The sequence below is a fragment of the Variovorax sp. GW821-FHT09B05 genome, assembly GCF_059418265.1.
In genome coordinates, this window is sequence record NZ_JBWKPN010000001.1 from 62,206 (window position 1) to 84,219 (window position 22,014).

The 22,014-nt window shown below is 67.9% G+C and carries 21 protein-coding genes and 1 pseudogene; 6 read left to right on the forward strand and 16 right to left on the reverse strand.

Going from position 1 to position 22,014, the window contains the following annotated elements:
* Positions 1–65 precede the first annotated feature (65 nt).
* On the reverse strand, positions 66–1,559 hold the full coding sequence (locus AC07RM_RS00270; protein WP_495332093.1) for an alpha/beta hydrolase: 1,494 nt from the start codon (positions 1,557–1,559) through the stop codon (positions 66–68).
* Between the two features lie 198 nt (positions 1,560–1,757).
* On the opposite strand from AC07RM_RS00270, the gene AC07RM_RS00275 reads away from it, so the two are divergent.
* On the forward strand, positions 1,758–2,561 hold the full coding sequence (locus AC07RM_RS00275; RefSeq protein WP_495332094.1) for an IclR family transcriptional regulator: 804 nt from the start codon (positions 1,758–1,760) through the stop codon (positions 2,559–2,561).
* Positions 2,562–2,586: 25 nt separating this feature from the next.
* On the opposite strand, the gene AC07RM_RS00280 is transcribed toward AC07RM_RS00275, so the two are convergent.
* A complete protein-coding gene (locus tag AC07RM_RS00280; RefSeq protein WP_495332096.1) occupies positions 2,587–3,468 on the reverse strand; it encodes an AraC family transcriptional regulator in 882 nt (293 codons plus the stop codon).
* A gap of 147 nt (positions 3,469–3,615) precedes the next feature.
* On the opposite strand from AC07RM_RS00280, the gene AC07RM_RS00285 reads away from it, so the two are divergent.
* On the forward strand, positions 3,616–4,368 hold the full coding sequence (locus tag AC07RM_RS00285) for an SDR family NAD(P)-dependent oxidoreductase (protein ID WP_495332098.1): 753 nt from the start codon (positions 3,616–3,618) through the stop codon (positions 4,366–4,368).
* A 13-nt stretch (positions 4,369–4,381) separates the two neighbouring features.
* Positions 4,382–4,786, forward strand: a complete 405-nt coding sequence (locus AC07RM_RS00290) for a VOC family protein (RefSeq protein WP_431513933.1) — start codon at positions 4,382–4,384, stop codon at positions 4,784–4,786.
* A gap of 5 nt (positions 4,787–4,791) precedes the next feature.
* Here AC07RM_RS00290 and lipP1 read toward each other — a convergent pair whose 3' ends face one another.
* From lipP1 to AC07RM_RS00305, 3 genes are all read right to left on the reverse strand, one after another.
* On the reverse strand, positions 4,792–5,724 hold the full coding sequence (lipP1, locus tag AC07RM_RS00295; protein ID WP_495332101.1) for a LipP1 family hormone-sensitive lipase: 933 nt from the start codon (positions 5,722–5,724) through the stop codon (positions 4,792–4,794).
* Between the two features lie 84 nt (positions 5,725–5,808).
* Positions 5,809–6,192, reverse strand: a complete 384-nt coding sequence (locus AC07RM_RS00300; protein ID WP_057592651.1) for a MerR family transcriptional regulator — start codon at positions 6,190–6,192, stop codon at positions 5,809–5,811.
* Between the two features lie 35 nt (positions 6,193–6,227).
* The gene (locus AC07RM_RS00305) at positions 6,228–6,605 is read right to left on the reverse strand and encodes a tautomerase family protein (RefSeq protein ID WP_495332103.1); all 378 of its coding nucleotides are present in this window, start codon (positions 6,603–6,605) and stop codon (positions 6,228–6,230) included.
* Positions 6,606–6,693: 88 nt separating this feature from the next.
* Between AC07RM_RS00305 and AC07RM_RS00310 the strand changes: the two genes are divergently transcribed.
* Complete coding sequence (locus AC07RM_RS00310) at positions 6,694–7,551, forward strand: LysR family transcriptional regulator (RefSeq protein WP_495332105.1); 858 nt, start codon at positions 6,694–6,696, stop codon at positions 7,549–7,551.
* Here AC07RM_RS00310 and AC07RM_RS00315 read toward each other — a convergent pair.
* The 11 genes and pseudogenes from AC07RM_RS00315 to AC07RM_RS00365 form a co-directional block, all read right to left on the reverse strand.
* A pseudogene (locus AC07RM_RS00315) lies at positions 7,548–7,705 on the reverse strand (IS630 family transposase); the annotation flags it as partial. The gene AC07RM_RS00310 and the pseudogene AC07RM_RS00315 overlap by 4 nt on opposite strands.
* Before the next feature lie 152 nt (positions 7,706–7,857).
* Positions 7,858–9,042 carry a hypothetical protein gene (locus AC07RM_RS00320; protein ID WP_495332107.1) on the reverse strand — a complete coding sequence of 395 codons (1,185 nt, stop codon included), beginning with the start codon at positions 9,040–9,042 and terminating at the stop codon, positions 7,858–7,860.
* On the reverse strand, positions 9,039–9,605 hold the full coding sequence (locus tag AC07RM_RS00325) for a hypothetical protein (protein ID WP_495332109.1): 567 nt from the start codon (positions 9,603–9,605) through the stop codon (positions 9,039–9,041). The genes AC07RM_RS00320 and AC07RM_RS00325 overlap by 4 nt, the downstream gene beginning before the upstream one ends.
* Before the next feature lie 27 nt (positions 9,606–9,632).
* The gene (locus AC07RM_RS00330; RefSeq protein WP_495332111.1) at positions 9,633–10,172 is read right to left on the reverse strand and encodes a hypothetical protein; all 540 of its coding nucleotides are present in this window, start codon (positions 10,170–10,172) and stop codon (positions 9,633–9,635) included.
* A gap of 1,020 nt (positions 10,173–11,192) precedes the next feature.
* A complete protein-coding gene (locus AC07RM_RS00335) occupies positions 11,193–13,085 on the reverse strand; it encodes a TRAP transporter large permease (protein ID WP_495332113.1) in 1,893 nt (630 codons plus the stop codon).
* Positions 13,082–14,095, reverse strand: coding sequence for a TRAP transporter substrate-binding protein (locus AC07RM_RS00340; protein WP_490876366.1), 1,014 nt, complete (start codon positions 14,093–14,095; stop codon positions 13,082–13,084). The genes AC07RM_RS00335 and AC07RM_RS00340 overlap by 4 nt, the downstream gene beginning before the upstream one ends.
* Positions 14,096–14,163: 68 nt before the next feature.
* Positions 14,164–15,753, reverse strand: coding sequence for an acyl-CoA synthetase (locus AC07RM_RS00345; protein ID WP_495332116.1), 1,590 nt, complete (start codon positions 15,751–15,753; stop codon positions 14,164–14,166).
* Positions 15,750–16,922: an acetyl-CoA acetyltransferase gene (locus AC07RM_RS00350; RefSeq protein WP_495332118.1), complete on the reverse strand. Its 1,173-nt coding sequence runs from the start codon at positions 16,920–16,922 to the stop codon at positions 15,750–15,752. Before AC07RM_RS00350 ends, AC07RM_RS00345 begins: the two co-directional genes overlap by 4 nt.
* A 14-nt stretch (positions 16,923–16,936) precedes the next feature.
* Complete coding sequence (locus tag AC07RM_RS00355; protein ID WP_495332119.1) at positions 16,937–17,755, reverse strand: SDR family NAD(P)-dependent oxidoreductase; 819 nt, start codon at positions 17,753–17,755, stop codon at positions 16,937–16,939.
* A gap of 22 nt (positions 17,756–17,777) precedes the next feature.
* Positions 17,778–18,179 (reverse strand): PPC domain-containing DNA-binding protein, encoded by a 402-nt coding sequence (locus AC07RM_RS00360; RefSeq protein WP_495332120.1) that lies wholly within the window; start codon positions 18,177–18,179, stop codon positions 17,778–17,780.
* Entirely contained in the window at positions 18,172–18,642 is a 471-nt protein-coding gene (locus AC07RM_RS00365; protein WP_256222667.1) for a DNA-binding protein, read from the reverse strand. Before AC07RM_RS00365 ends, AC07RM_RS00360 begins: the two co-directional genes overlap by 8 nt.
* A gap of 200 nt (positions 18,643–18,842) precedes the next feature.
* Here AC07RM_RS00365 and AC07RM_RS00370 point away from each other — a divergent pair, with 200 nt between their 5' ends.
* Both AC07RM_RS00370 and AC07RM_RS00375 read left to right on the forward strand, forming a co-directional pair.
* Positions 18,843–19,724 carry a LysR family transcriptional regulator gene (locus tag AC07RM_RS00370; RefSeq protein WP_057591871.1) on the forward strand — a complete coding sequence of 294 codons (882 nt, stop codon included), beginning with the start codon at positions 18,843–18,845 and terminating at the stop codon, positions 19,722–19,724.
* Between the two features lie 290 nt (positions 19,725–20,014).
* Positions 20,015–22,012 carry a M14 family zinc carboxypeptidase gene (locus tag AC07RM_RS00375; protein WP_495332121.1) on the forward strand — a complete coding sequence of 666 codons (1,998 nt, stop codon included), beginning with the start codon at positions 20,015–20,017 and terminating at the stop codon, positions 22,010–22,012.
* Positions 22,013–22,014: the final 2 nt, after the last annotated feature.

Below are 22,014 nucleotides of genomic sequence, written 5' to 3' on the forward strand. Positions count from 1 at the left end.
CGAACGAAGAAAACGGGAAGGGCGGTGCGGCCGCCCCGCGAACGGGACGGGCCGCACCGGCGCCGTCAGGGCGCGGGACAGCCGCCGCGGCTGGCCGAGGAGAACTTGCAGCCGTAGTCGGCGCGCGCCACGGTCGCGGCGTCGAGCACCTCGTCGCCGGCCGGCTTCACGCCGTTCTGCTCCCAGTTCGTCATCGCGTCGAAGGCCTGGGTTTGCTCCTCGGTCGTGAAGTCGCAGTGGCTGATGCCCCGGATCGCGCGCTGCACGAGCCACTTCGAGGTGCCCAGCGCATCGGCGCGGCGCTTGTAGATCTGCTCCATGCTGAAAGGCACGTAGACGTCGCCCAGCGTGTGGATGGTCACCACCGGCACGTCGATGCGCGCATTGGACTTGGGGAACCAGCGCAGGCCGTCGCGCCGCAGCCGGTTGGCCTCGGGGTCGGCATGCAGCCGGTAGGCGCCCTGGTTGAAGGTGACTTCCTCCGGGCTTTGCGCCGGGTCGTTGTCGAGCTGGTAGACGATGCCGGTGGTGTCGTAGCCGTCGCGGTTGAGGATGCCGTTGATGGTGCCGTCGCGGCCGAAGGTGCCCCACACGGTGGCGTTCATGCTGCCCGCGAAGCCGGCGTCGAACATCGGGCGCTCGCCGCCCGTGAGGTTCTTGACGATGGCCTTGTACTTCTCGCCCTGCGCGGTCGTCGCGCTCGGGAATCTCGTGAACAGCGCGGCGCGCACCGTGGGCAGCAGGTCGTTCCAGTTGCTCACGGGCCAGCCGTTGACGGGCAGGCCCGCCAGCTGCTGCGCCGCGATCTGCGAGGCGCCGAAGTAGTTGTAGAGCTCGGTGTCGCCGAGCACGCCGCACATCGGCACCGCGCCGGCATAGCGCACCTTGTGGTTGGCCGTCTCCGTCGCCTCGGCGTCGACCGCGGCCGCGGCCACGTGGCCGCCGAGCGACTGGCCGACGATGTAGGTCTTGCGCGGCGCATCGAGCGTGCGGCCGTTCTGCGAGGCGATGCGCTGGAAGGCCAGCGCGAGCGCGTTGGTGTCCTCGACGCCGGCGCGCACGTCGTAGTAGTTCTTGGTGTAGCTCGACGCGGCCCAGGCATAGCCCTGGCCGATCAGGTGCGCGCGGATGGTGGGATCGCTGACGCTCACCACCGGGCCCGTGCCGCCGTAGCCGTGCGCGTACATCACGAGCATGCCGTTCCAGTTCTTCGGCACTTCGACGCGGTAGCCCGCGCCCTCGAGCACGCCCCACCAGCGGTCGGTGTCGGGCGCGCCCGAGAGCGCCGCGAACGGCAGCTTGGTCTCGTCGACCGTGAACTGGCGGCCGTCCTGCGCGCGCGTTTCCTCGGGCTCGGGTGCGGCCGGGGGCGGCGGTGCCGGGGGATTGCCGGCGCCCGCGCCGCCCGCACCGGCCTGTTGCGCGGCGATCGCGGCGGCCAGCGCCGCGGCGCTGGCGCCCGACGAATCGCCGCCACCGCCGCCGCATGCGGCCAGCGTCGCGGCGGCGATGAGCGAGAGAAGGGTGGCGCGGCGGCCCGGATGGCGATGGAACTTCACGAGATGTCTCCTGCGTGTGGGGATGGGTTCCGCGTGAATCTTTTAATTTCGTTCAGCGGAATTAGATTTATGGAACGTTCTTTCGAACGACGGCGAGTATCTTTCCGCTCGCGTTTCTCTCGTATAGGGAATTCCATGAACCGTTTCCAACTGCTGAAAATATAATTCCGTCCAACGAAATTAAATTGAGAGAAACGCATGGGCCGCACCAAGCAGATCGACTTCGAGGAGGGTGCCGACAGCCCGCGCTTCGTGACCGCGCTGGCGCGCGGGCTGGACATCCTGGCCGCCTGGGGCCCCGACGAGAAATGGCTCACCAGCACCGAGCTCGCGCGCCGCACCGGCCTGCCCAAGCCCACGATCGCGCGGCTCGCCTACACCCTCGTCGTGGCGGGCTACCTGCGCCACTCGCGCGAGACCGGCAAGTACGCGCATGGCGACGGCCTGGTCGCGCTCGGCATCACGATGGTGTCGAACCTCAAGCTGCGTCGCATCGCGCGCCCCTACATGCAGGACCTGGCCGACCGCTACGACGCCTCGGTGTCGCTCGGCATCCGCAACGGGCTGTCGATGCTCTACGTCGAGAACTGCCGCTCGAGCGCGCCGCTGTCGCTGGGCCTGGACATCGGTTCGCGGCTGCCCGTGGCGCTGTCCGCGATGGGCCATGCCTACCTCTGCGCGCTCGATGCGAAGGAGCGCGAGCGGCTGCTCGGCGAGATCCGCCTGGCCGACCGCGAGCGCTGGCCGCAGACGCAGCAGGCCATCGAGACCTCGCTCGCGCACTGGCGCGAGCGCGGCTTCACGATGGTCGTGCGCGGCTGGGAGAGCGACATCAGCGGCGTGGGCGCGGCCATCCGGCAGGCCGACGGCAACGTCGTGACCTTCAACGTCGGTGGCTCGGCCAGCCGCTTCGGCCGCGAGCTGCTCGAGCAGGACATCGGCCCGCAGCTCGCGCGCATGGTCAAGGTGCTCGAGTCCTTCGTGCGCGCGGACGACCACTGACAAGGTGTGAGCCGGCAGTCCGCGCTCAGGCGTTCCCGACCAGGATCCGTTCCGCGTCGCGCCCCGGCGGCAGCCCGAAGGCGCGCGCATATTCGCGGCTGAACTGCGTGGCGCTCTCGTAGCCGACCTCGAAGGCGGTCGCGCTCACGCTCCTGCCCTGGGCCACCAGCAGCGTGCGCGCCTGCAGCAGGCGGATGCGCTTCTGGTACTGCACCGGGCTCAGCGAGGTCGCGGCCTTGAAGTGCCGATGGAAGGCGGACGCGCTCATCGAGGCCTGCTGCGCGAGCGCCTCGACCCGCAGCGGCTGCGCGAAGTCGCGCCGGATCCGCTGGATCGCGCGGCTCACGCGCGAGAGAGCGCTGTCGGGCATGGCGATGCCGCGCAGCATCGCGCCCTGCGGTCCCTGCAGCACGCGATAGAGGATCTCGCGCTCGTAGACCGGCGCCAGCGCCGGGATGTCGGCGGGCCGCCGCATCAGCCGCAGCATGCGCACCCAGGCATCCATCAGGTCCGGCGTGACGGCGGCCACCGAGAAGCCGGCCTCGGGTTTCTGCGCGAGCGCGATCGGCGGCAGGTCGGCGATCAGCGCCGCGATCACCGCCGGCTGCAGGCTCAGGGCCACAGCGAGATAGGGCTCGCCGCCCGGCGCGGGCCGCACCGTGCCGGCCGCGGGCAGCTCGATGGACATCACGAAATAGGTGGCCGGGCCGTAGTGCAGTGTGCGGTCGCCGACGGTCATCGACTTGCCGCCCTGCAGCACCAGGTTGACCATCGGGTCGTAGACCGCGTTGAGCTCGTGCTCGGGAATCTTCCCCTGCACCATGGCCACGCGCGGAATGCCGGTCTCCGTGAGGCGATTGCGCGCATGCGCGGCCAGGTCGCGGAGTTCCGCCAGTTGTTCTTCCATGGCCTGCATCAGATCGCAGCCATCCAGGCACCGCAAGTGCGTGCGCGCCAGCGCGGCAGTTTTGGGCAGGCCCGAGGCAGGAATGGGCAGGCCGCGATGCGGGCCGCCGCCTATCGTCGATGCATCACTGATTCAACGAAAGCACGCATGAACATCGTCATCATCACCGGCGCGAGCCGCGGCCTCGGCGCCAGCACGGCCCTGCAGGCCGCCAAACGCGGCATGGGCGTGATCCTCACCTACAACAGCCACGCGGCCGGTGCCGAGGCGCTCGTGCGCACGATCGAAGCCGAGGGCGGCAAGGCCGCGGCCCTCGCGCTCGACGTGGGCCAGATCGCATCGTTCGCCGGCTTTCGCGACCGGGTCGTGGCAACGCTCGAAGCGACATGGAAGCGCAACAGCTTCGATGCACTGGTCAACAACGCGGGCTACGGCCTCTTCAATCCCATCGCCACGGTCAGCGAGGCCGAGTTCGACGGCCTGCTCGACGTGCATCTCAAGGGCCCGTTCTTCCTGACCCAGGCGCTGCTGCCGCTGATGGCCGACGGCGGCCACATCGTCAACCTCACGAGCGCGACCACGCGCGTCGCGACACCGGGCGTCGCGCCCTATGCCGCCTTCAAGGGCGGGCTGGAGGTGCTCACGCGCTACATGGCCAAGGAGTTCGGCGCGCGCGGCATCCGCGCCAATGCCGTCTCGCCGGGCGCCATCCGCACCGACATGACCAGCGAAGCCCTCGACCAGAGCCCCGGCTTCGAGACCCTGCTCGCCGCGCAGACCGCGCTCGGCCGCATCGGCGCGCCCGACGACGTCGGCCGCGTGATCGCGGGACTGCTGTCCCCCGACAATGCCTGGATCAACGCGCAGACCATCGAGGTGGCCGGCGGCTACAACATCTGAACTGCGGCCCTCCATGCTCGACCACATCTTCCTGTCCGTCAGCGACCTGCAACGCTCGGTCGACTTCTATGCCGCCACGCTCGCGCCGCTGGGCATCGCCCACCAGCACGACTACGCGGGCAAGGACGGCCCGCCCGGCCATCCCGACCTGAAGGGCTTCGGCGCCCGGGGGCGCGTGTTCTTCTGGCTGCGGCAGGGCCCGGTGAACGGCGAGGCGGTGCATGTGGGCTTCGTCGCAGCGGGCCATGCGGAAGTCGACGCGGCCCACGCCGCGGCGATGGCCGCCGGCGCCCGCGACAACGGCGCACCCGGGGCGCGCCTGCACTACGACCCGCGCTACTACGCGGCCAACGTGCTCGACCCCGACGGCCACAGCCTCGAGTTCGTCCACAAGAGCTGGCAGCATCCGCCGCGCTAAGGCCGCTACGCCGCGAACAGCGTGGGCCGCAGCGCCCGCGCGGCATCGGCCAGCGCCTCGCGCGTGGCGTCGAAGGGCCAGCGCATGAACTCGTGGATCATGCCGTCGTAGCGCTTCACGCTGACCGGCACGCCGGCCTCGCGCAGGCGCTCGCCATAGGCTTCGCCCTCGTCGCGCAGCGCATCGAACTCGGCCGTGACGATATGGGCCGGTGGCAGTCCGCGCAGGTCTCCGGCCAGCAGCGGCGAGACCAGCGCATGGGTCTTCAATGCCGCATCGCCGAGATAGTGGTCCATGAACCAGTGCTGCATCTCGCGGCCGATGTTGCCGTACTGCCCCGCATAGGCCTGGATCGAGGTGTTGATGCGGCGGAAATCGACATCGGGATAGATCAGCAGCTGGTGCGCGATCCGCGGTCCCGCGGCATCGCGCGCCTTCAGCGCGACCACCGCCGCGAGGTTGCCGCCGGCGCTGTCGCCCGCGACCGCGAGCCGATGCCCGTCGGCACCGAGCTGCGCCGCATGCTCGGCCACCCAGGCGGTGGCCGCGAAGGCCGCGTCGACACCGGCCGGGAACTTGTGCTCGGGCGCCAGCGGATAGGCCACCGAGACCACGACCGCCTGCGTCGCCACGGCGAGCGCGCGCGCGAGGCCGTCGTGCGTGTCGAGGTCGCCGAGCACGAAGCCGCCGCCGTGGAAGAACACGATGACCGGCAGCACCTGCTGCGGCGACGGGTGGTAGATGCGCACGTCGAGCGGCCCGGTCGCGGTGTCGATGCGACGGTCGGCGACCGAGGCCACCGGCGCGCCGGGTGGCAGCGCCGCGAGCATGCGGCGCATGCCCTGTCGGATCGCGTCGGGCGCGAGCGTGTGCATGTCGGAGAAGCGGGTGGCGGCGAGGCGATCCAGATGCGCCTGGGCCTGGGGATGAAGCGGCATGTCCTGTCTTCCGGTGGTGAAGGGGACAGCCAATCTACGACTTGAACTTCGGTTCAAGTCAAGCGCTTCTTCGCGGTTTTCTTGCTAACGCACCAGCTCGCGGAAGTTGGCCTTGAACTTCGGGCATTCGACCAGCGAGGCATGCGTGCACACGGCCGCGTGCTTGAGGCTGTCACGCATGGTCTGCAGCCGCTCGATCTCGTGGTCGAGCTCGGTGGCGCGCTTGGCCATGCTGCGGCGCAGCTCGACGTCCTTGGGCGTGGACGCGAGGAAGCGGCCGATCTGCGCGAGCGAGAAGCCGGCCGATTTCGCGCAGTGGATCAGTGCCAGCCGCGCGACCACCTCGGGCCGGTAGGCGCGCCGCAGGCCGGTGCGGCCCGCGGACTCGATCAATCCGCGCCGTTCATAGAAGCGCAGCGCCGAAGGCGCCAGGCCGGCGCGCTGCGCGACCTCTGCAATATCGAGCATGGGATGTCTCCATCGTGGATCTCGTCGGCCGGGCCTCAGGCGAATTGCGCGAGGCCATGGCCCACCGACCAATTCTCCTTCGGCGAGTCGACGATGTTCACGAACAGGTCTTCGCCGCGCAGGCCGGGGCTCTCTGCGAGCAGTTCCGCGAGCCGCCGGAACAGCGCCTGCTTCTGCGCGGCGCTGCGGCTGTCGAACACCGTGATCCGGATGTAGACCACGTCGTCGCTGCGCGTCACGCCATAGGCGTTGCCGTGACGGAAGTTCGCGGGCTCGTGCTCGCTGAGCGTCATGAAACGGTTGTCCTCGGACACGCCGAGTGCGTCGCTGAGCGCGCGGCCGAGGCCGTCGAGGATCGCCTTGCGATAGGCCTCGGGCTTGCCGGCACGCAGGAAGACATGGCTGATGGGCATCGTGATTCCTTCAAGGGGGTGGTGATGTCGGACGATGCTAGTCATACGGAATTGCTATGGATAAATATATCAACGACAATTTTTTAAAATGATTGCACGCCCCCTCGATCTCGATGCCGTCCTGGCCTTCATCCGCATCGTCGAGCTCGGCAGCTTCACGCTCGCGGCCGAGGCGCTTCAGACCACGCAGGCCGGCATCAGCCTCAAGCTCAAGCGGCTCGAGGAGCAGCTCGGTTGCCGGCTGGTGGAGCGCACGCCGCGGCACGTGGAGCTGTCGGCCAAGGGGGCGGCCTTTCTCGAGCATGCGCGCGAGCTGCTGGCGGTGCACGACCGCGCGCTCGGCGCCTTCGCGCAGGCGCGCCAGCGGCTCACCATCGGCATCAGCGACCACGTGGCGGGCCCCGAGCTGCCCGCGCTGATCGCGCGCATGAACGCGCAGGACCCCCAGCTGCTGATCGAGATCCGCATCGGCTCCTCGGGCGAGCTGCTGCAGAGCTTCGACCGGCGCGAACTCGACACCGTGATCGTGCGCCTGCATGCGGGCCGCAACGACGGCGAGCTGCTGGCCGAAGAGCGGTTCGGCTGGTTCGCGGCACCGACCTGGCAGCACCGCGCGGGCGAGCCGCTGCCGCTGGCCACCATGGCCGAGCCCTGCGGCGTGCGCGCGCTGGCGGCGCGAATGCTCGACGAGGCGCGCGTGCCCTGGACCGAGGTCTTCGTCGGCGGTGGCGTCGCCGCCGTCGCGGCCGCCGTCATGGCCGGCCTCGGCGTGGCGGCGCTGGCGCCGCGCATGCTGCCCTTCGGCGCGGTCGACGTGGGCGCGCGGCTCGGACTGCCCGAGTTGCCGCGCCTGCCGGTGCTGCTGCACACGCGCGTGGGGGAAGGGCGGCCGCGCGCGGCGCTCGAGGCGCTGTCGGTGGCCTTCCGCAGCGTGGTGCGCGGCTAGTGTCCTGTACCGGCTGATGCATGAGCAAAGTTGATGCAGCTTTTTTCAGAATCGAGTCAGCGGTGGCGGTCCACTTGACCGGCCGAAAGTCAGCGTCGTAGGCAGTGACAAAGCGGTCGATGCATTGCACGAGTTGCTTGGTGGTGGAGAACGAGCGGCAATCGCGTTGCTCGGCTCACTCGCTGTCCTGAGCTCGACGCCTCCCTCGAATGCGGAATCCCGGCCCACCGCTTATCGACTGTTCAACCCAAAAAAAGCTGGGATTCGGCAGTCTCCTCGCGCTCGTGTGAGGCAGTCGCGCGACAGCTATCGCCCGACGCAGGCAAAGGTGCCTGGCGTCCATTTGGCCCCGTTCCACGCAGTCTCCACTGCAGGCGGCAGCAGCGCCAGGATCTCGTCAGAGACAATGCCATTCGCCGCGGGGCAACTCTTAAAGAGTTGCTGGGCGCCAAAGACAAACAGTGAGGCAGCCTCGCCGCAAACGGCCACTGTGCCTTTTGCCGGCGGCGAAAGTTCGGCTCCGAACGCGAGAACTCGCATTGGGGCGTACAGGTACTCCTGCAGTTCCATGAAAGGATACCTGCCGGCAGGCGCACCACTGCGAGGGCGCCAGCCGAAGGTCACGTTGAAGGCGACGAGATCGGCGCTTACACGGCGAGCGAATTCGGCGTCTCTCTCGCCAGCTCGGTGGCTAACCAGTGACTGACTGACCGCCCGCACATGGCGCAGACCGCAGACGTCCGCGCGAACCTCCTCTAGTGAAGGCGGTCGAGGGCAGAACAACTCCCCGCTTTGATGCAGCGCCATGACTAGGCTGACGATCCTTAGTTCCTCCGCCCTCGCTTTTTGCGCCAGAGGACACCGTTCGCCCATCACGTGGGACAGTTCGTGGCCCACTAGCGCGGCCAGAACGTAGTCGACTGTGGCAACGTATACGACGTCAGCCGCTGACAACTTGCTCGCGTCGGCTGAAGGGCCTGAGGATTGATAGGCAGCGTAGTTCTGTTTGAACTTCGAGAGAGCCACATCCAACATGCTATCTGCAGTGAGGCCATCGGCATAGTGAACGGCGGCGACGTTCCACCGGTCGATCCGCATTCGAAAGCCGTCGTAGGAAATGGGCTGGGCATCACCGTATTTCTTAGCAACCCATGCCGCGATGCGCAGAACCCTTTCGATGGCCGTGGCACGACAAATCAGCAGCCGGTCCTCGGCGAAACAAGTAGCGTCGCCGATCACCTTCTCGCAACTAACGAGCTTGAGACCTACCTGCTTGCCGCGAGCTCCTGGCACGATCGCGCGGATGACCGCGGCTCGCATTGCGCTGTCGATCTGCTGCTGCGGAGAGTCGAAGCAAAGCGCAACTCCAAAATCAATCTCAGGTGCAGAAGCAATCGAAGGCTCGGCCGCATAACTGATCCCGACAGTCGCGGCGAGAGCAAGCGTTGCCGCACCAAGCGACATTATCCCGGCCTGAAAGTGCGTCGTCACCGCACCCCCAGCGTCTTCACGAGCACTTCATCGCAGTCTGCTTCGTGCCGGTAAATTGCTTCAGCGAGGGACTGAACGGTCTGGCCGCTCGCCTTGGCAAGTAGCGGCAGACGCTTCAAGCTTGCCCGGCAGGCCTGAACGGCATCGGCAGAAGCACCTCCGGAAGAAGGCTTGACATCGCCTCCTTTGTTGATATAGGCGACCCCGAGCGTCACTACGGCAGTAAGTACAGCAGAGCCGGCACTCCAGAGAAGCGTCCGGCGCCTATTCTCATCCTCGCTGCGTGCCTTCTCCTTCTCGAGGGAGAACTTCTGCTCGTCAAGCGCGGACTGTGGCACTAAATCTCCGGGCACCTCAAGTGTTGCGAACGCAATCGTGGTGCCATCCGACGGCACTACCAGCGCGCCGTCGCGAAGGATAGGGCCGTCATCGTGGATGCCGTCCACAGTGTGCGTCCCCGTCAACCTGACTCCGGGCAGCTTGAACGCTCCTGACAATCTTTTGGCAGGATCCTGTGGATCGGCGATCACTTGAACAGAGAATCTCAGAGGCACCTGCGACATCGCGTATCGCTCCTTCGTTATGGGTCTCTACTGACAAGCGACAGCCGTACGAATGCTATCTTGTAGAGATGCCACCTTGTACTGATTGAGCATTGCTCGCAGCGCCGATGGTTCGTGCTTCGAGCCATCATTGGAAAAATAGAACAGGGTCGCGCGAGAGCGTTTCGTTTCCGAATGAAAGCGGTAGTCAAGCTGCAACACACCGGGCGGTGCGGCAATGGTTACGAACGCGAGTGCAGCGGTCGTCGTCTGCGTGGATTTCGCGATACTCAACGACTGAGCATTGGACCATGTCGTGAAGACCTTCAAAACGTTTGCGGTGCACTCCGACACTTTAGTGATAACGATGTTCTGGAAGTAGCCTTCTGCATCGAAACCGCCGCCTTTTCTCGGGTCATCGGGGTCGGGTGGCGCGTCAAGATCCTCAACGACGCCGATGCTTGTTAGCGGCGAACGAAATGCCATCTGCTCTTTGGAAAAGTCAGCCGCTCGCGCGCTGCCGCCCGACAAACCGCCCAGCAATGCACACAGAGCCAAGACAGAGAAACGCGGCCCTACCCAGATCATCAATATCCTCGCAGTCGGGGAAGTTCAGCTGGATTTTCGTTCATCATTTGTTCACCACCTCACTTTTCCCGGGAACGGCATCGCGGTCAAGTCCTTGCGGCCGCGCAGAGCGAGACCATGGTTGACGCCGCCGTTTCAGTTCTCGACACGACGTCCGTACAAGCCTCTCTCGGGCATCCGTGTGTGAGACTCAAGCCGTACCTCGATGCAGTGGATGTTCAACTCAAGCGGCAGAGCCTTGTCAATCTCGTGCAGGAACGACAAGAACTCCTGGTGTAGATGACGCGGCTGCATGTCGCAAGCACCGCACCATTGAGTACGCTCAAGACTAGAACAGTTTGGGCCCTCAATGGTGCTTGCAATCGTGGGTGAAACCCTCGACATAGCCGGACCCATGGGCGGCATCGGCCGCGTTCACTCCAGCGCCTGGCACTGATTCTTGTCATTCACGCATATGACCAGTTCGCTGTCCGGTGGATTCAGATGCAGGCCGACCACATCACGCAGCTTTTCGATGAATAACGGATTGTCGGATAGCTCAAGCTATCAGTGCGATGCGGCTGCGAATCAACGAGTCGGAAATAGTGCTGGACGCCGGTCTTGAAGAGCCGTCTCAGTGGCAACCGTGCGTACGCTCCAGTGCGTCGAGCTGTTGGTCGGCTTGACCCGAAGCGCGGTCTTGATCAGGTGCGCCACTCGCTCGTCTTCGATTGACGCGGCTTGCTCGGGCAAAGGTCATCGTAAAAGCCTGAGATGTGTTGCTCGATGAACCGTGCCCGTCACTTGCATACCATCTGCGTCTTCATCTCCAGTCGTGTGGCGATCGCATCGTTCGGCTCGCCGGCTGCACTGTCCAATTCAAGGCCTGCGCGATGCTAACGACCGCCACTGCGCTCGCTCGCCCTCGCTTAAAACCAGCTTGCCTTTTGGTTTCCCTGTTCTCTCGTGGTATCTCCGATCTCAAGATACCGCAGCGACATGCAGGATTGGTGCTCGTTACTTGCGGGACACGATACTGGTTCAAAGGAAGCCGATCGACAGCCACGGAACTGCCGCCACCACGATCGTCCCCGCCAGCAGCGCCAGCATGTACCCCACGATCGGCCCGATCCCCGCATCGGGCTGCACGCGCCCGATCGCGCAGGCCGCGTAGTAGCCCACGCCCAGCGGCGGCGCGAACAGGCCCAGGCCCATCGACAGCACCACCACCATCGCGTAGTGCACCTCGTGGATGCCGAGCTGGCGCGCGATGGGAAACAGCAGCGGGCCGAACAGCACGATCGCCGGGATGCCCTCGAGCACCGAACCGAGGATCACGAAGATCACCAGCGACACGGCCAGGAACATCCCGGCGCCGCCCGGCAGGTTCGCCATCAGTTCGGCGAGCCAGCGCGAGAAGCCCGATTGCGTGAGGCCCCAGGCCATCGCGGTGGCGGTGCCGATGATCAGCAGGATCGCGCCCGACAGCGAAGCGGTGGCCACCAGCATCGGCCCGAGCCGGCGCCAGTCGAACTGCCGGTAGATCGCGATCCCGGCCACCACCGCGTAGACGATGCCGAGGGTCGAAACCTCGGTGGCGGTGGCCACGCCCTCGACCACGGCGGCGCGGATCACGAAGGGCAGGGCGAGCGCGGGCAGCGCGACCAGCGCGAGCCGCAGCACCTGGGACCAGGGCGAGCGCTCGACCTGGCTCAGGTCCTCGTGGCGGCTGCGGAAGTGCACCACCACGCACAGCATCAGCCCGAGGATCACGGCCGGCAGCAGCCCGCCGGTGAACAGCGCCGCGATCGACACGCCGGTGACCGAGCCGATGGTGATCAGCACCAGGCTCGGCGGCACGGTCTCGGTCTGCGCGCCGGTGGCTGCCAGCAGCGCGACCAGTTCGCCGTCGCTGGCGCCGCGCTTCTGCATCTCGGGAAACAGCGCCGGCGCGACCGCCGCCATGTCGGCCGCCTTCGATCCCGAGATGCCCGACACCAGGTACATCGCACCCACCAGCACGTACGAGAGTCCGCCCTTCACATGGCCGAGCAGGCTCGCGAGGAAGGCCACCATCGCCTTGGCCATGCCGGTCATCTCGATCAGCAGGCCGAGGAAGACGAACAGCGGCACCGCGAGCAGGATCAGGTGCGACATGCCCTCGTCCATGCGCCCGACGATCACGGGCAGCGCGGTGTCGGTCGTCAGCGCGAGGTAGCCGAAGGTGCCGAGGCCGAAGGCGAAGGCGATCGGGATGCCGCCGAGCACGCAGGCCAGCACCACGCCGACGAAGAAGACCAGCAGGTTGAGCCGGCCCAGGTCCTCGAACACGGCCCGCCCGAAGCCGAAGGCCGCGACCACGATCACCACCACGCAGACGGCCTTGGTGGTGGTCTTCCAGTCGAAGTCGCGGAACAGCCGCAGCACCGCGAACAGCGCCATCAGCGCCACGCCCGCGGGCAGGGCGGCGGCGCGCCAGGCGTTCGAGATGTCGAGCGCGGGCGTGGTGATGAAGCGTTCCTCCGCGGCGTATTCCCAGGCCGGCCACGCGATCATCGCGAGGAAGGCGAGCGCCGCGCACAGCGCGAGCGCCTCGGCCAGCTGCCGGCGCTCGGGCGCGAGGCCCGACACCAGCGCCGTCATGCGCATGTGCTCGCCGCGCCGCAGCGCGACCACCGCGCCGAGCATCGCCAGCCAGATGAAGAGCATCGAGGCCAGCTCGTCCGACCAGATCAGCGGCTGGTGCAGCACGAAGCGCGCGACCACGCCCGCGAGCAGCACCGCCACGTCGGCCAGCACCAGCGCGCCGGCAGCGACGCTCACCGCGGCGCCGAGCGCCTGCTCGATGCGCGCCGCGAGCGGGTTCGATGCCGCCGGGTCGAAGGTCTGCGCGGGCCCATGGCCGTGCGCGACCGCCAGGCGCTGCGTGCTCATGCCAGCTTGCCCACGCTGCGCTCGAGCAGCGCCCAGGCCTCGTCGCCGTACTTGGCCTTCCACTCGGCATAGAAGCCGGCCTTGCGCAGCTGGTCGCGGAAGGCGGCCGGGTCGGGCTGGTTGATCTGCATGCCCTTGGCGGCCAGTTCCTTCTGCAGCCCGGTGTTGAGCTCGGCCACGTCGGCGCGTTCCTTGATCGCGGCGGCGTTGACGTGCCGCGCCACGATGGCCTGCAGCTCGGGCGGCAGGCGGTCCCAGGCGCGCTTGTTGGCGAGGAACCAGAAGCCGTCCCACATGTGGTTGCTCATCGAGCAGTACTTCTGCACCTCGTAGAGCTTGGCCGTCGAGATGATCGCGAGCGGGTTCTCCTGGCCGTCGACGATCTTCGTCTGCAGCGCCGAATACACCTCGGCGAAGTTGATCGAGGTGGGCGCGGCCTCGAGCGCCTTGAACATCGAAGTCCACAGCGGCGAGACCGGCACGCGCACCTTGAAGCCCTTCAGGTCGGCCGGCGCCGCGATGGGCTTGCTCGAGGAGGTGATCTGGCGGAAGCCGTTGTCCCAGATGCGGTCCATCGCGAGGATGTTGGCCTTGGCGATCTGCTGGCGAATGTGGGCGCCGAGCTCGCCGTCCATCGCCTTCCAGACGCTGGCGTAGTCGGGGAACGCGAAGCCCACGCCGCTGATGGAGGCCGCGGGCACCAGGGTGGCGAGGATCAGGCCCGACAGCGTGAAGAACTCGACCCCGCCCGAGCGCAGCTGGCTCAGCATGTCGGTGTCCGAGCCGAGCTGGTTGTTCGGAAAGATCTGGATGTCGACCTGGCCCTGGGTCTCGGCGCGGATCGCATCGGCCATCTCCTTGGCCCGGATGTTCATCGGATGCGTGACCGGCAGGTTGTTCGCGTACTTGTAGCTGTAGGGCTTCTTCTGCGCGAAGGCGTGGCGCAGCGGCAGGGCCAGCGTGGATGCGGCGGCGGCGGTGCGCAGCACGGTGCGGCGTTGGATGTTCATGGCGCTTGTCTCCTGTTGTGTGGGTTTTCTGGGGATCTGTGGAACGCTGTGGGGAAGGGGGTGTAACTTCAGGCGATGGCGGCCTCCGCGATCTCGCCGCGCTCGATCAGCAGCCGGCGGATGTCGTTCTTCGCGACCTTGCCGTAGCCCGACTTGGGCAGCGCGGGCCAGAACAGCACGTGGCGCGGCCAGCGGTACTTGGCGCAGCGGCCGTCGAGGTGGCGCAGGATCTCCTCGGCGTCGACGTCGTCGCGCTCGCACACCAGCACGGCCACGCCGACCTCGCCCCACTTGGCATCGGGCCAGCCGAGCACCGCGGCCTCGCGCACCGCCAGATGGGTCAGCAGGATCTCCTCGACCTCGCGCGGATAGACGTTGGAGCCGCCCGAGATGTACATGTCGGACTCGCGGCCCGTGATGTAGAGCAGCCCGCGCTCGTCCATGCGCCCGAGGTCGCCGGTGTGGAACCAGCCGCCGCGCAGCGCCTTGGCCGTGGCCTCGGGGTTGTCGAAGTAGCCCGCGAACACGGCGGGGCCGCGGCAGCAGATCTCTCCCACGGCACCGGCCGGCAGGCGCTGCATCTGCGCATCGAGGATCGCGACCTCCATGCCTGTGCGCGGCCGGCCGCAGGAGCCGACGTTCGCAGCGGGATCGGCATCGTCGGCCGAATGCATCGAGGGCGTCAGCACCGTGATGCAGCCCGTGACCTCGCCGAGGCCGAAGTACTGCACGAGCACCGGGCCGAGCTTGCGCAGCGCGCGCTTCTGGTCGGCGCGGTACATGGGCGCGCCGGCATAGATCAGGTAGCGCAGCGAGCCGTGGTCGAAGGCATCGACCGACGGGTCTTCCACCAGCATCTTGACGATGGTGGGCACGGTGAAGAGGTTGCTCACCCGGTGCCGCTCGACCAACGCCCAGATGGCGGGCGGGTCGAGCCGGTCCGAGGCCGGCAGCACGGTCGCCGCGCCGCGCGCGACGTTGAGCAGCGCATGGATGCCCGCGCCGTGCGACAGCGGCGCGACGGCGATCGAGCAGTCGCGCTCGGTGGTGCCGGGGATCAGGTCGGCGAGATGGTTCGTGACCACGAAGGCCAGTTGCCCGTGGGTCAGCACCGCGGCCTTGGGCTTGCCGGTGGTGCCCGAGGTGTAGAAGTACCACAGCGGCGTGTCTGCATCGACCGCTACCGTGGCATTGGGCCCGCCCACATGCGCCGCGAGCAGCGCCTCGTAGCCTTGCGTGCCCCGTGGGGTCTCGCCGATCGTCACCACATGGCGCAGGTGCGCCGAGGCCGCGCGCACCGCCGCCACGTGCGCGCCGAAGCAGTCCTCCGCGAGCATCACCGTGGCCCGGCTCGCGCTGCCGAGATAGGCCACCTCGGGCGGAGTCAGCCGCGCATTCACCGGCACCCAGACCGCGCCCAGGCGGAACGCGGCCCAGCAGCTCTCGAACAGCGCGATGTTGTTGCGCGATTGCACGAGCAGCTTGTCGCCGGGCTGCATGCCGAGCGCGCGCAGCGCATCGACCAGCGCGTCGACGCGCGCGTCGATCTCGCGCCAGGTCCAGGTCCGGTCCTCGAGGATCAGGCCCGGCCGGTCGGGAAACAGCGCCGCGGTCTGCGACAGCAGCACCGAGAGGTTCGCCGCCTGCGCCGCGCTCACACCGCCTCCAGCACGCTGAGGTAGTTGGCGACCGCCGCGCCGCCCATGTTGAAGACGGCGCCGGGCCGCCCCGTGGCCACCTGCATGTCGCCCGCCAGGCCCGTGAGCTGCATCGCCGCCATCACGTGCTGCGACACGCCGGTCGCGCCGATCGGATGGCCACGCGACTTGAGGCCGCCCGAGGGATTGACCGGCAGCCGGCCGTCCTTGCGCGTCACGCCGTCGAGGATCGCGCGCGCACCCTGGCCGTGCGGTGCCAGGCCCATGGCCTCGTACTCGAGCAGCTCGGCGATGGTGAAGCAGTCGTGCGTCTCGACGAAGCCGAGGTCGTCGAGCGCGAGCCCGGCCGCCTCGAGCCCGCGGCGCCATGCAAGCGCCGCGCCCTCGAAGCGCGTGGGATCGCGGCGCGACAGCGGCAGGTATTCGTTGACCTGCGTGCGCGAGCGCCAGCGCACGGCCGGCACGCGGGCAGAGGCCGTCGGCGCGGCCGAGATCACCAGCGCCGCGGCGCCGTCGGAGACCAGTGAGCAATCGGAACGCTTGAGCGGGCCCGCGACCACCGGATTGCGCTCCGACACCTGGCGGCAGAAATCGAAGCCCAGGTCGCGCCGCATGTGGGCGAAGGGGTTGTGCATGCCGTTGGCGTGGTTCTTGGCCGCGATGGCGGCGAGCGCATCGCCCTGGTCGCCGAAGCGCTCGAAGTAGCTGCCCGCGATGCGGCCGAACACGCCCGCGAAGCCCGCCGGCGTCTCGCCTTCCTCCTTCACGTAGGAACAGCGCAGCAGCGTCTGCGCGACCACCGGGGCCGACACGGCATTCATGATCTCGAAGCCCACCACCAGCGCATGCCGCAAGCGGCCGCTCTGTACCGCATCGAGCGCGGCCCAGATCGCGGCCGAGCCGGTGGCACAGGCGTTCTCCATGCGCACGGCCGGCACATGGCGCAACTGCGGCACCGCGAGCGCGACCAGCGAGGCGCTGAAGTCCTGCGGCATGAAGCCGCCGTTGAAGTGGCCGACGAAGACACCGTCGATGTCGGTGGCCTCGAGCCCGGCCGTGTGCAGCGCGGGATCCACCGCGTCGCGGATCAGCTGTTCGCTGTCGACCGCGTCGAGCTTGCCGAAGACCGTGTGGCCCCAGCCGGTGATGAAGGCGTTGTCGTGGTTCATGGCGTGCGGCCCCTTCAGGCGTGCGCGGCTTCGGCGGCGCGTTCGGACGGCAGCCCGCGGCGCAGGGTCGGCAGGCCGACGCCCGCGGCATCGAAGCCGCCATCGACCGCGATCACCTGGCCGTTGATGAAGCTGGCGGCGTCGCTGCACAGGAAGCCCACCGTGTTCGCCATCTCCTCCACGCTGCCGTAGCGCCCGAGCGGAATCGCGTCGTAGTAGTCGGAGCGGATCGCCACGCTGTGGACCAGCTTGGCCATCTCGGTCTCGACCGGGCCCGGCGCGATCACGTTCACGCGCACGCCGGCATTGCCGAGCTCCACCGCGTACTGCTTGGTCAGGTGGATCAGCGCCGCCTTGCTGGTGCCGTAGGCCACGCGCAGCGTGCTCGCGCGCAGGCCGGAGATCGAGGCCACGTTCACCACCGCGCCGCCGCCGGCCTGCACCATCAGCGCGCCGAAGGCCTGGGTGCAGAGGAAGGCGCCGTCGAGGTTGGTGCCGAGCACCGCGCGCCAGTCGGCGAAGCTGGTCTCGGCCACGCGCTTGAACACCGCCACGCCCGCGTTGTTGACCAGTGCGTCGACGCGGCCGAAGCGCGCGACCACGGCATGCGCGGCCGCATCGACCTGCGCGGGATCGGACACGTCGCAGTTCACGGTCAGCACGCGATCGGGCTGGGCGAGCGTGCGGCCGGTCGCTTCGAGCGTGGCGCGGTCGTTGTCGAGCAGCGCGACCTGGTGGCCGTGCGCGAGGAACCATTGGCCGATCGCGAGGCCGATGCCGCGCGCGCCGCCGGTGACGACGGCGACGCGCCGGGAGGAGGAGGTGTCTGTCATGGGAGTCCTGCAGTTGTCGAAATCAGTTGTCGTCGTCGGCCGGCAGCCACTCCTCGAGCGTGACCTCGAAGGTGACGCACACGGTGTTGGCGCCGGCTACGAAGGGCCCGCCGTAGACCCGGCCCTCGGTGTCGGCGACCACGCCCGTGAGGGCCGAGCGCAGGCTGCCGTCGGGCTGCCGGCGCACTTCGCCGGCCAGGCTCACGACCTCGATGGCCGGGCCGCGGATCATCTGGCAGGCGCCGTCGGGGCGCTCGAGGCAGGCGTCGATCAGGCTGCCGAGCGCGCCGCGCACGAAGGCATGGCGAAAGCCCTGGGCCACGCAGAGCTTCTCGACGCCCTGCATCAGGTCTTCGTTGGGGCCGATGCGTGCGTAGGCCACGCGGCCCATGCGGCCGCGTTCGATCCGGTGGACTTCAGACATGGCCGGCCCTGGCCTCGGGGCGCATCAATGGCATGCGCGTTTCCTCGTCGTAAGCCACGCGCAGCTCGAAGCTGTCGAGCGCGGTCACGAGCACCGTGACCGGCACGCGGCCGACCACACTGCGGTCGCAGAGGATGTGGCCGCCGCGCACCGCGCCGTCCGCCTCGCAGAAGGCGCCATGGCAGTGGACCAGCGGCGCGTTCGAGGCCGAGCGGCCCAGCGTGGCGTTGCCGAAGATCAGCCGCGCGCCGCGCAGCGGCACCGGCGCGCCGTAGGTGGCGAGCACGCGGCCCGAGGGGTCGGGCAGGGCCATGCAGAAGCTCAGGCTCTCGAGGTCGCCGCCGAGCAGCGTCATCGAGGCGCTGTGCACCGCCTCGCGCGCCAGGGCCTCGACCAGGCCCTCGTGCAGGGTGCGGCCCGCGGGCAGCGAAAGCCGGAAGTGCCGACCGTGGTCGGCACGCATGTGGTTGATCCTCACGGGGCCGCTGGGCCCAGGGTGGACCACGGTCCTTGCTCGTGGCAGGGCCGTCGTCGACTGCTTGTTCACGTTGTCTCCTGACTGCGCGGCAGGGGGTAGGGCCGGCGCATGGCCGCGGAGTCTAGGAGCGCTGATCCATAGCAACAAATCTACAATTCAGATCGATCAATACAGGATTCAGATCGATGGAACTCCGCCACCTGCGCTGCCTGGTCGCCGTCGCCGAGGAACTCCACTTCGGCCGCGCCGCCGAGCGCCTCAATCTCTCGCAACCGCCTGTGAGCCTCGCGATCAAGGAGCTGGAGGAGGAACTGGGCGTCGCGCTGTTCGAGCGCAGCTCGCGCCGCATCGCGATCACGCGCGCGGGCGAGGAGGCCCTGCGCGACGCGCGCGCCGTGCTCGGCGGCATGGAGAGCCTGCGCCGCCATGCGAAGGACGCGGCGGCCGGCCTCAAGGGCTCGATCGCGGTCGGCTTCATCAGCCTGCCGGCCTACACCTTCCTGCCGCAGGTGCTGCGCGACTTCAACGAGAACCATCCCAACGCGAGCATCGCGCTGCGCGAGGGCATCACCGAGCAGATCCTGGCCGACGTGCAGTCGGGCCGGCTCGACATAGGCCTGATCCTGCAGCCGGCCGAGATGCCGCCCACGCTGGACTCGCGGCTGGTGCAGAAGGACACGCTGATCCTCGCGCTGCCCGAGACGCACGCGCTCGCGCGGCCCGGCAGCGTGGCGCTCGAGCGCTTCGCGAGCGAACGCTTCCTGGGTTTCGAGCGCCACATCGGGCCGCAGATGTTCGATGCCATCGTCGCCACCTGCATGCGGCGCGGCTTCAGCCCGCGCATGTTTCCGGCGCGCCAGATGAACACCATCGTGAGCCTGGTCTCGGGCGGCGTGGGCGTCGCGCTGGTGCCGGCCTGCGTGAAGGCACTGCATCGCGAGGGCGTGGTGTTCCGCCCGCTCAAGGGCGAGAAGACGCATGTCGACACGCTGGTGGTTTGGCGCAAGTCGGACGAGTCGCCGCTGCTCAAGGCCTTTCTCGCGCTGCTGCCGAGGCTGCGCGACTGAGACCTCGACTTTCTCAAAAGAATACGGATAGACGGTTGTTTCCCTCTGGCGCCCGCGCCATTATTCTTTTCCGCCAGCAGACATCGCCCACGCGGTGAGCCTGTCCGGGTGCGGAACAGGGAGGGAACGCACCCGCGCGTCCATGCGCCATCCATGACCCCGAGACGATTCCTTCGAGGAACCGCGTGGACGCGAATTTCCGATGCCCCTTCGAGACGGTGCCGGCCTGGCCTGCCGTAGCGCGAGCCTGGCCGGTGAATTCCATGAATGCAGCACAGGACACAACCCACATGAGAGCTGATCATCACGCCGCGTCGCGGCCCCAGCGTCTTCGTCTCGCGATCTGCGGCCTGATCGTGCTCGCGCAGCTCGCGCCCCTCGCGACCGCGCAAGGCACGGTGAACCCCGCGGCCGCGCCGCCGGCGCAGCTCGAGCAGGGCCGCATCTGGTCGGTGCGCGTGTCCTATGCGACGCGCGAAGACATCCAGCGCCTGTCGCGCTGGATCGATCACATGCGGGTCGACAAGCTCGGCAAGACCATTGCGACGGAACTCGACTCGCGCGGCGTCGAGCGCTTGCGCAACATGGGCTATGCGGTCGAGATCGATGCGGCGCGTTCCGAGAAGATCCGCGGCTTTCAGCGTGAGCGGCAGCAACAGCTGCTGAAGCTGGGCAAGCCTGGCGATCCGCTGTTCGACGGCAACGCCGCCTGCTATCGCACCGTCGAGCGGGCCAATCTCGACATCGATGCGCTGGTGGCGCAATACCCGAAGCTGATTCGTGTCGTCCCCGTGGGCCAGACCTGGGTGCAGACGCAACTGCTCTCGTTTCGCAACGTGCTGATCAAGTACCTGCCGCAGAGCGTGCTGAGCACGATCGACTTCGATCTGCTGCCCGACAGCGAGGCCAACCCGCTGCGTGCCGTCGTGATCGGCAACCAGGAGCGCATCCAGGACCGGACCGTGCCGCGCATGGTCACCACCTCGTCGATCCATGCGCGCGAATACACGCCGGCCGAGATCTCCACGCGCTTCGCCGAATGGCTGGTGAAGAACCACGGCACCGATCCCACGGCCACCTGGTTGCTCGACCACAACGAGTTCCACTTCATCCTGCATGCGAATCCCGATGGCCGCAAGCTCGCGGAACAGGCCGTGGCGCAGAACATCGGGAATGGCTGGCGCAAGAACGTCAATCTGGTGGATGGCTATTGCAAGGCGCCCGACGACGAGATCATGGCCCAGTTCATCGGGCCCGTTGATTCGGGCATAGACCTGAATCGCAACTTTCCTTTCGGCTGGAACAGCACCGACGGCATGGGTTCCAGCGGCGACGCGTGCGATGCGACCTTCAGGGGGAAGACCGCCGCGTCGGAACCGGAAACGGCCGCCATCGTCAAGTACGTCGCGGGCACCCGACAGCAGGACGGCAATTTCTCGGGTGGCCTCTTGCGCGACAGGCGCACGGCCGCGGCCAACGACTTCTCGACCGGCGCGCCCGATGACTACGAAGGCTTGTACCTCGACATCCACAGCTTCTCGCAACTGGTGTTGTGGCCCTGGGGGATCCGGCGCGACACCCTGGGCGGCGACTCGAAGACCGCGAACGACGACGGCATGGCGGCCTTCGGCCAGCGCCTCGCCTGGTACAACGGCTACGCCGCGACGCAGATCATCGACTACGACACCGACGGCACGACCACCGATACCTTCTACGGCGAGCTCGGCGCGCCCTCGTTCACGATCGAGCTGGGCACCTCGTTCTACGAACCTTGCGACGAGTTCGAGAAAGACACCTTCCCGAAGAACGTGGCGTCGCTGCGCTATGCGGCGCGCACGCTGAAGGCGCCGTACCAACTGCCACTGGGGCCCGACGCCGCGGACTTGAAGCTCTCCGCTGCCACCGTCAGGCAGGGCGAGTCCGTCACGCTCACGGCCACGATCGACGACGACCGCTATCGCTACGCCGAGGGCGACAGCGAGCGGCCGGTGACCCAACACGACCCCCAGCCCATCCAGGCCGCCAACGCCTACATCAACACCGTGCCCTGGGACAGCGCCGCCAAGGCGATCCCGCTGAGCGCCACCGCCGACATCGCCTTCGGCGCGGGGCCCAAGGTGACGGTCTCGGGCGTCATCGACACCTCGGCCTTCCTGCCGGGCAAGCACCTGCTCTACGTGCAGGGCGTCAACCAGAAGGGCAGGGCCGGTCCGCCCGATGCGGTCTTCCTCGAGGTGCTCGCCAAGGATGCACCGCAGCCCTGCCCGCCGACGCCTTCGGCGAGCTGACG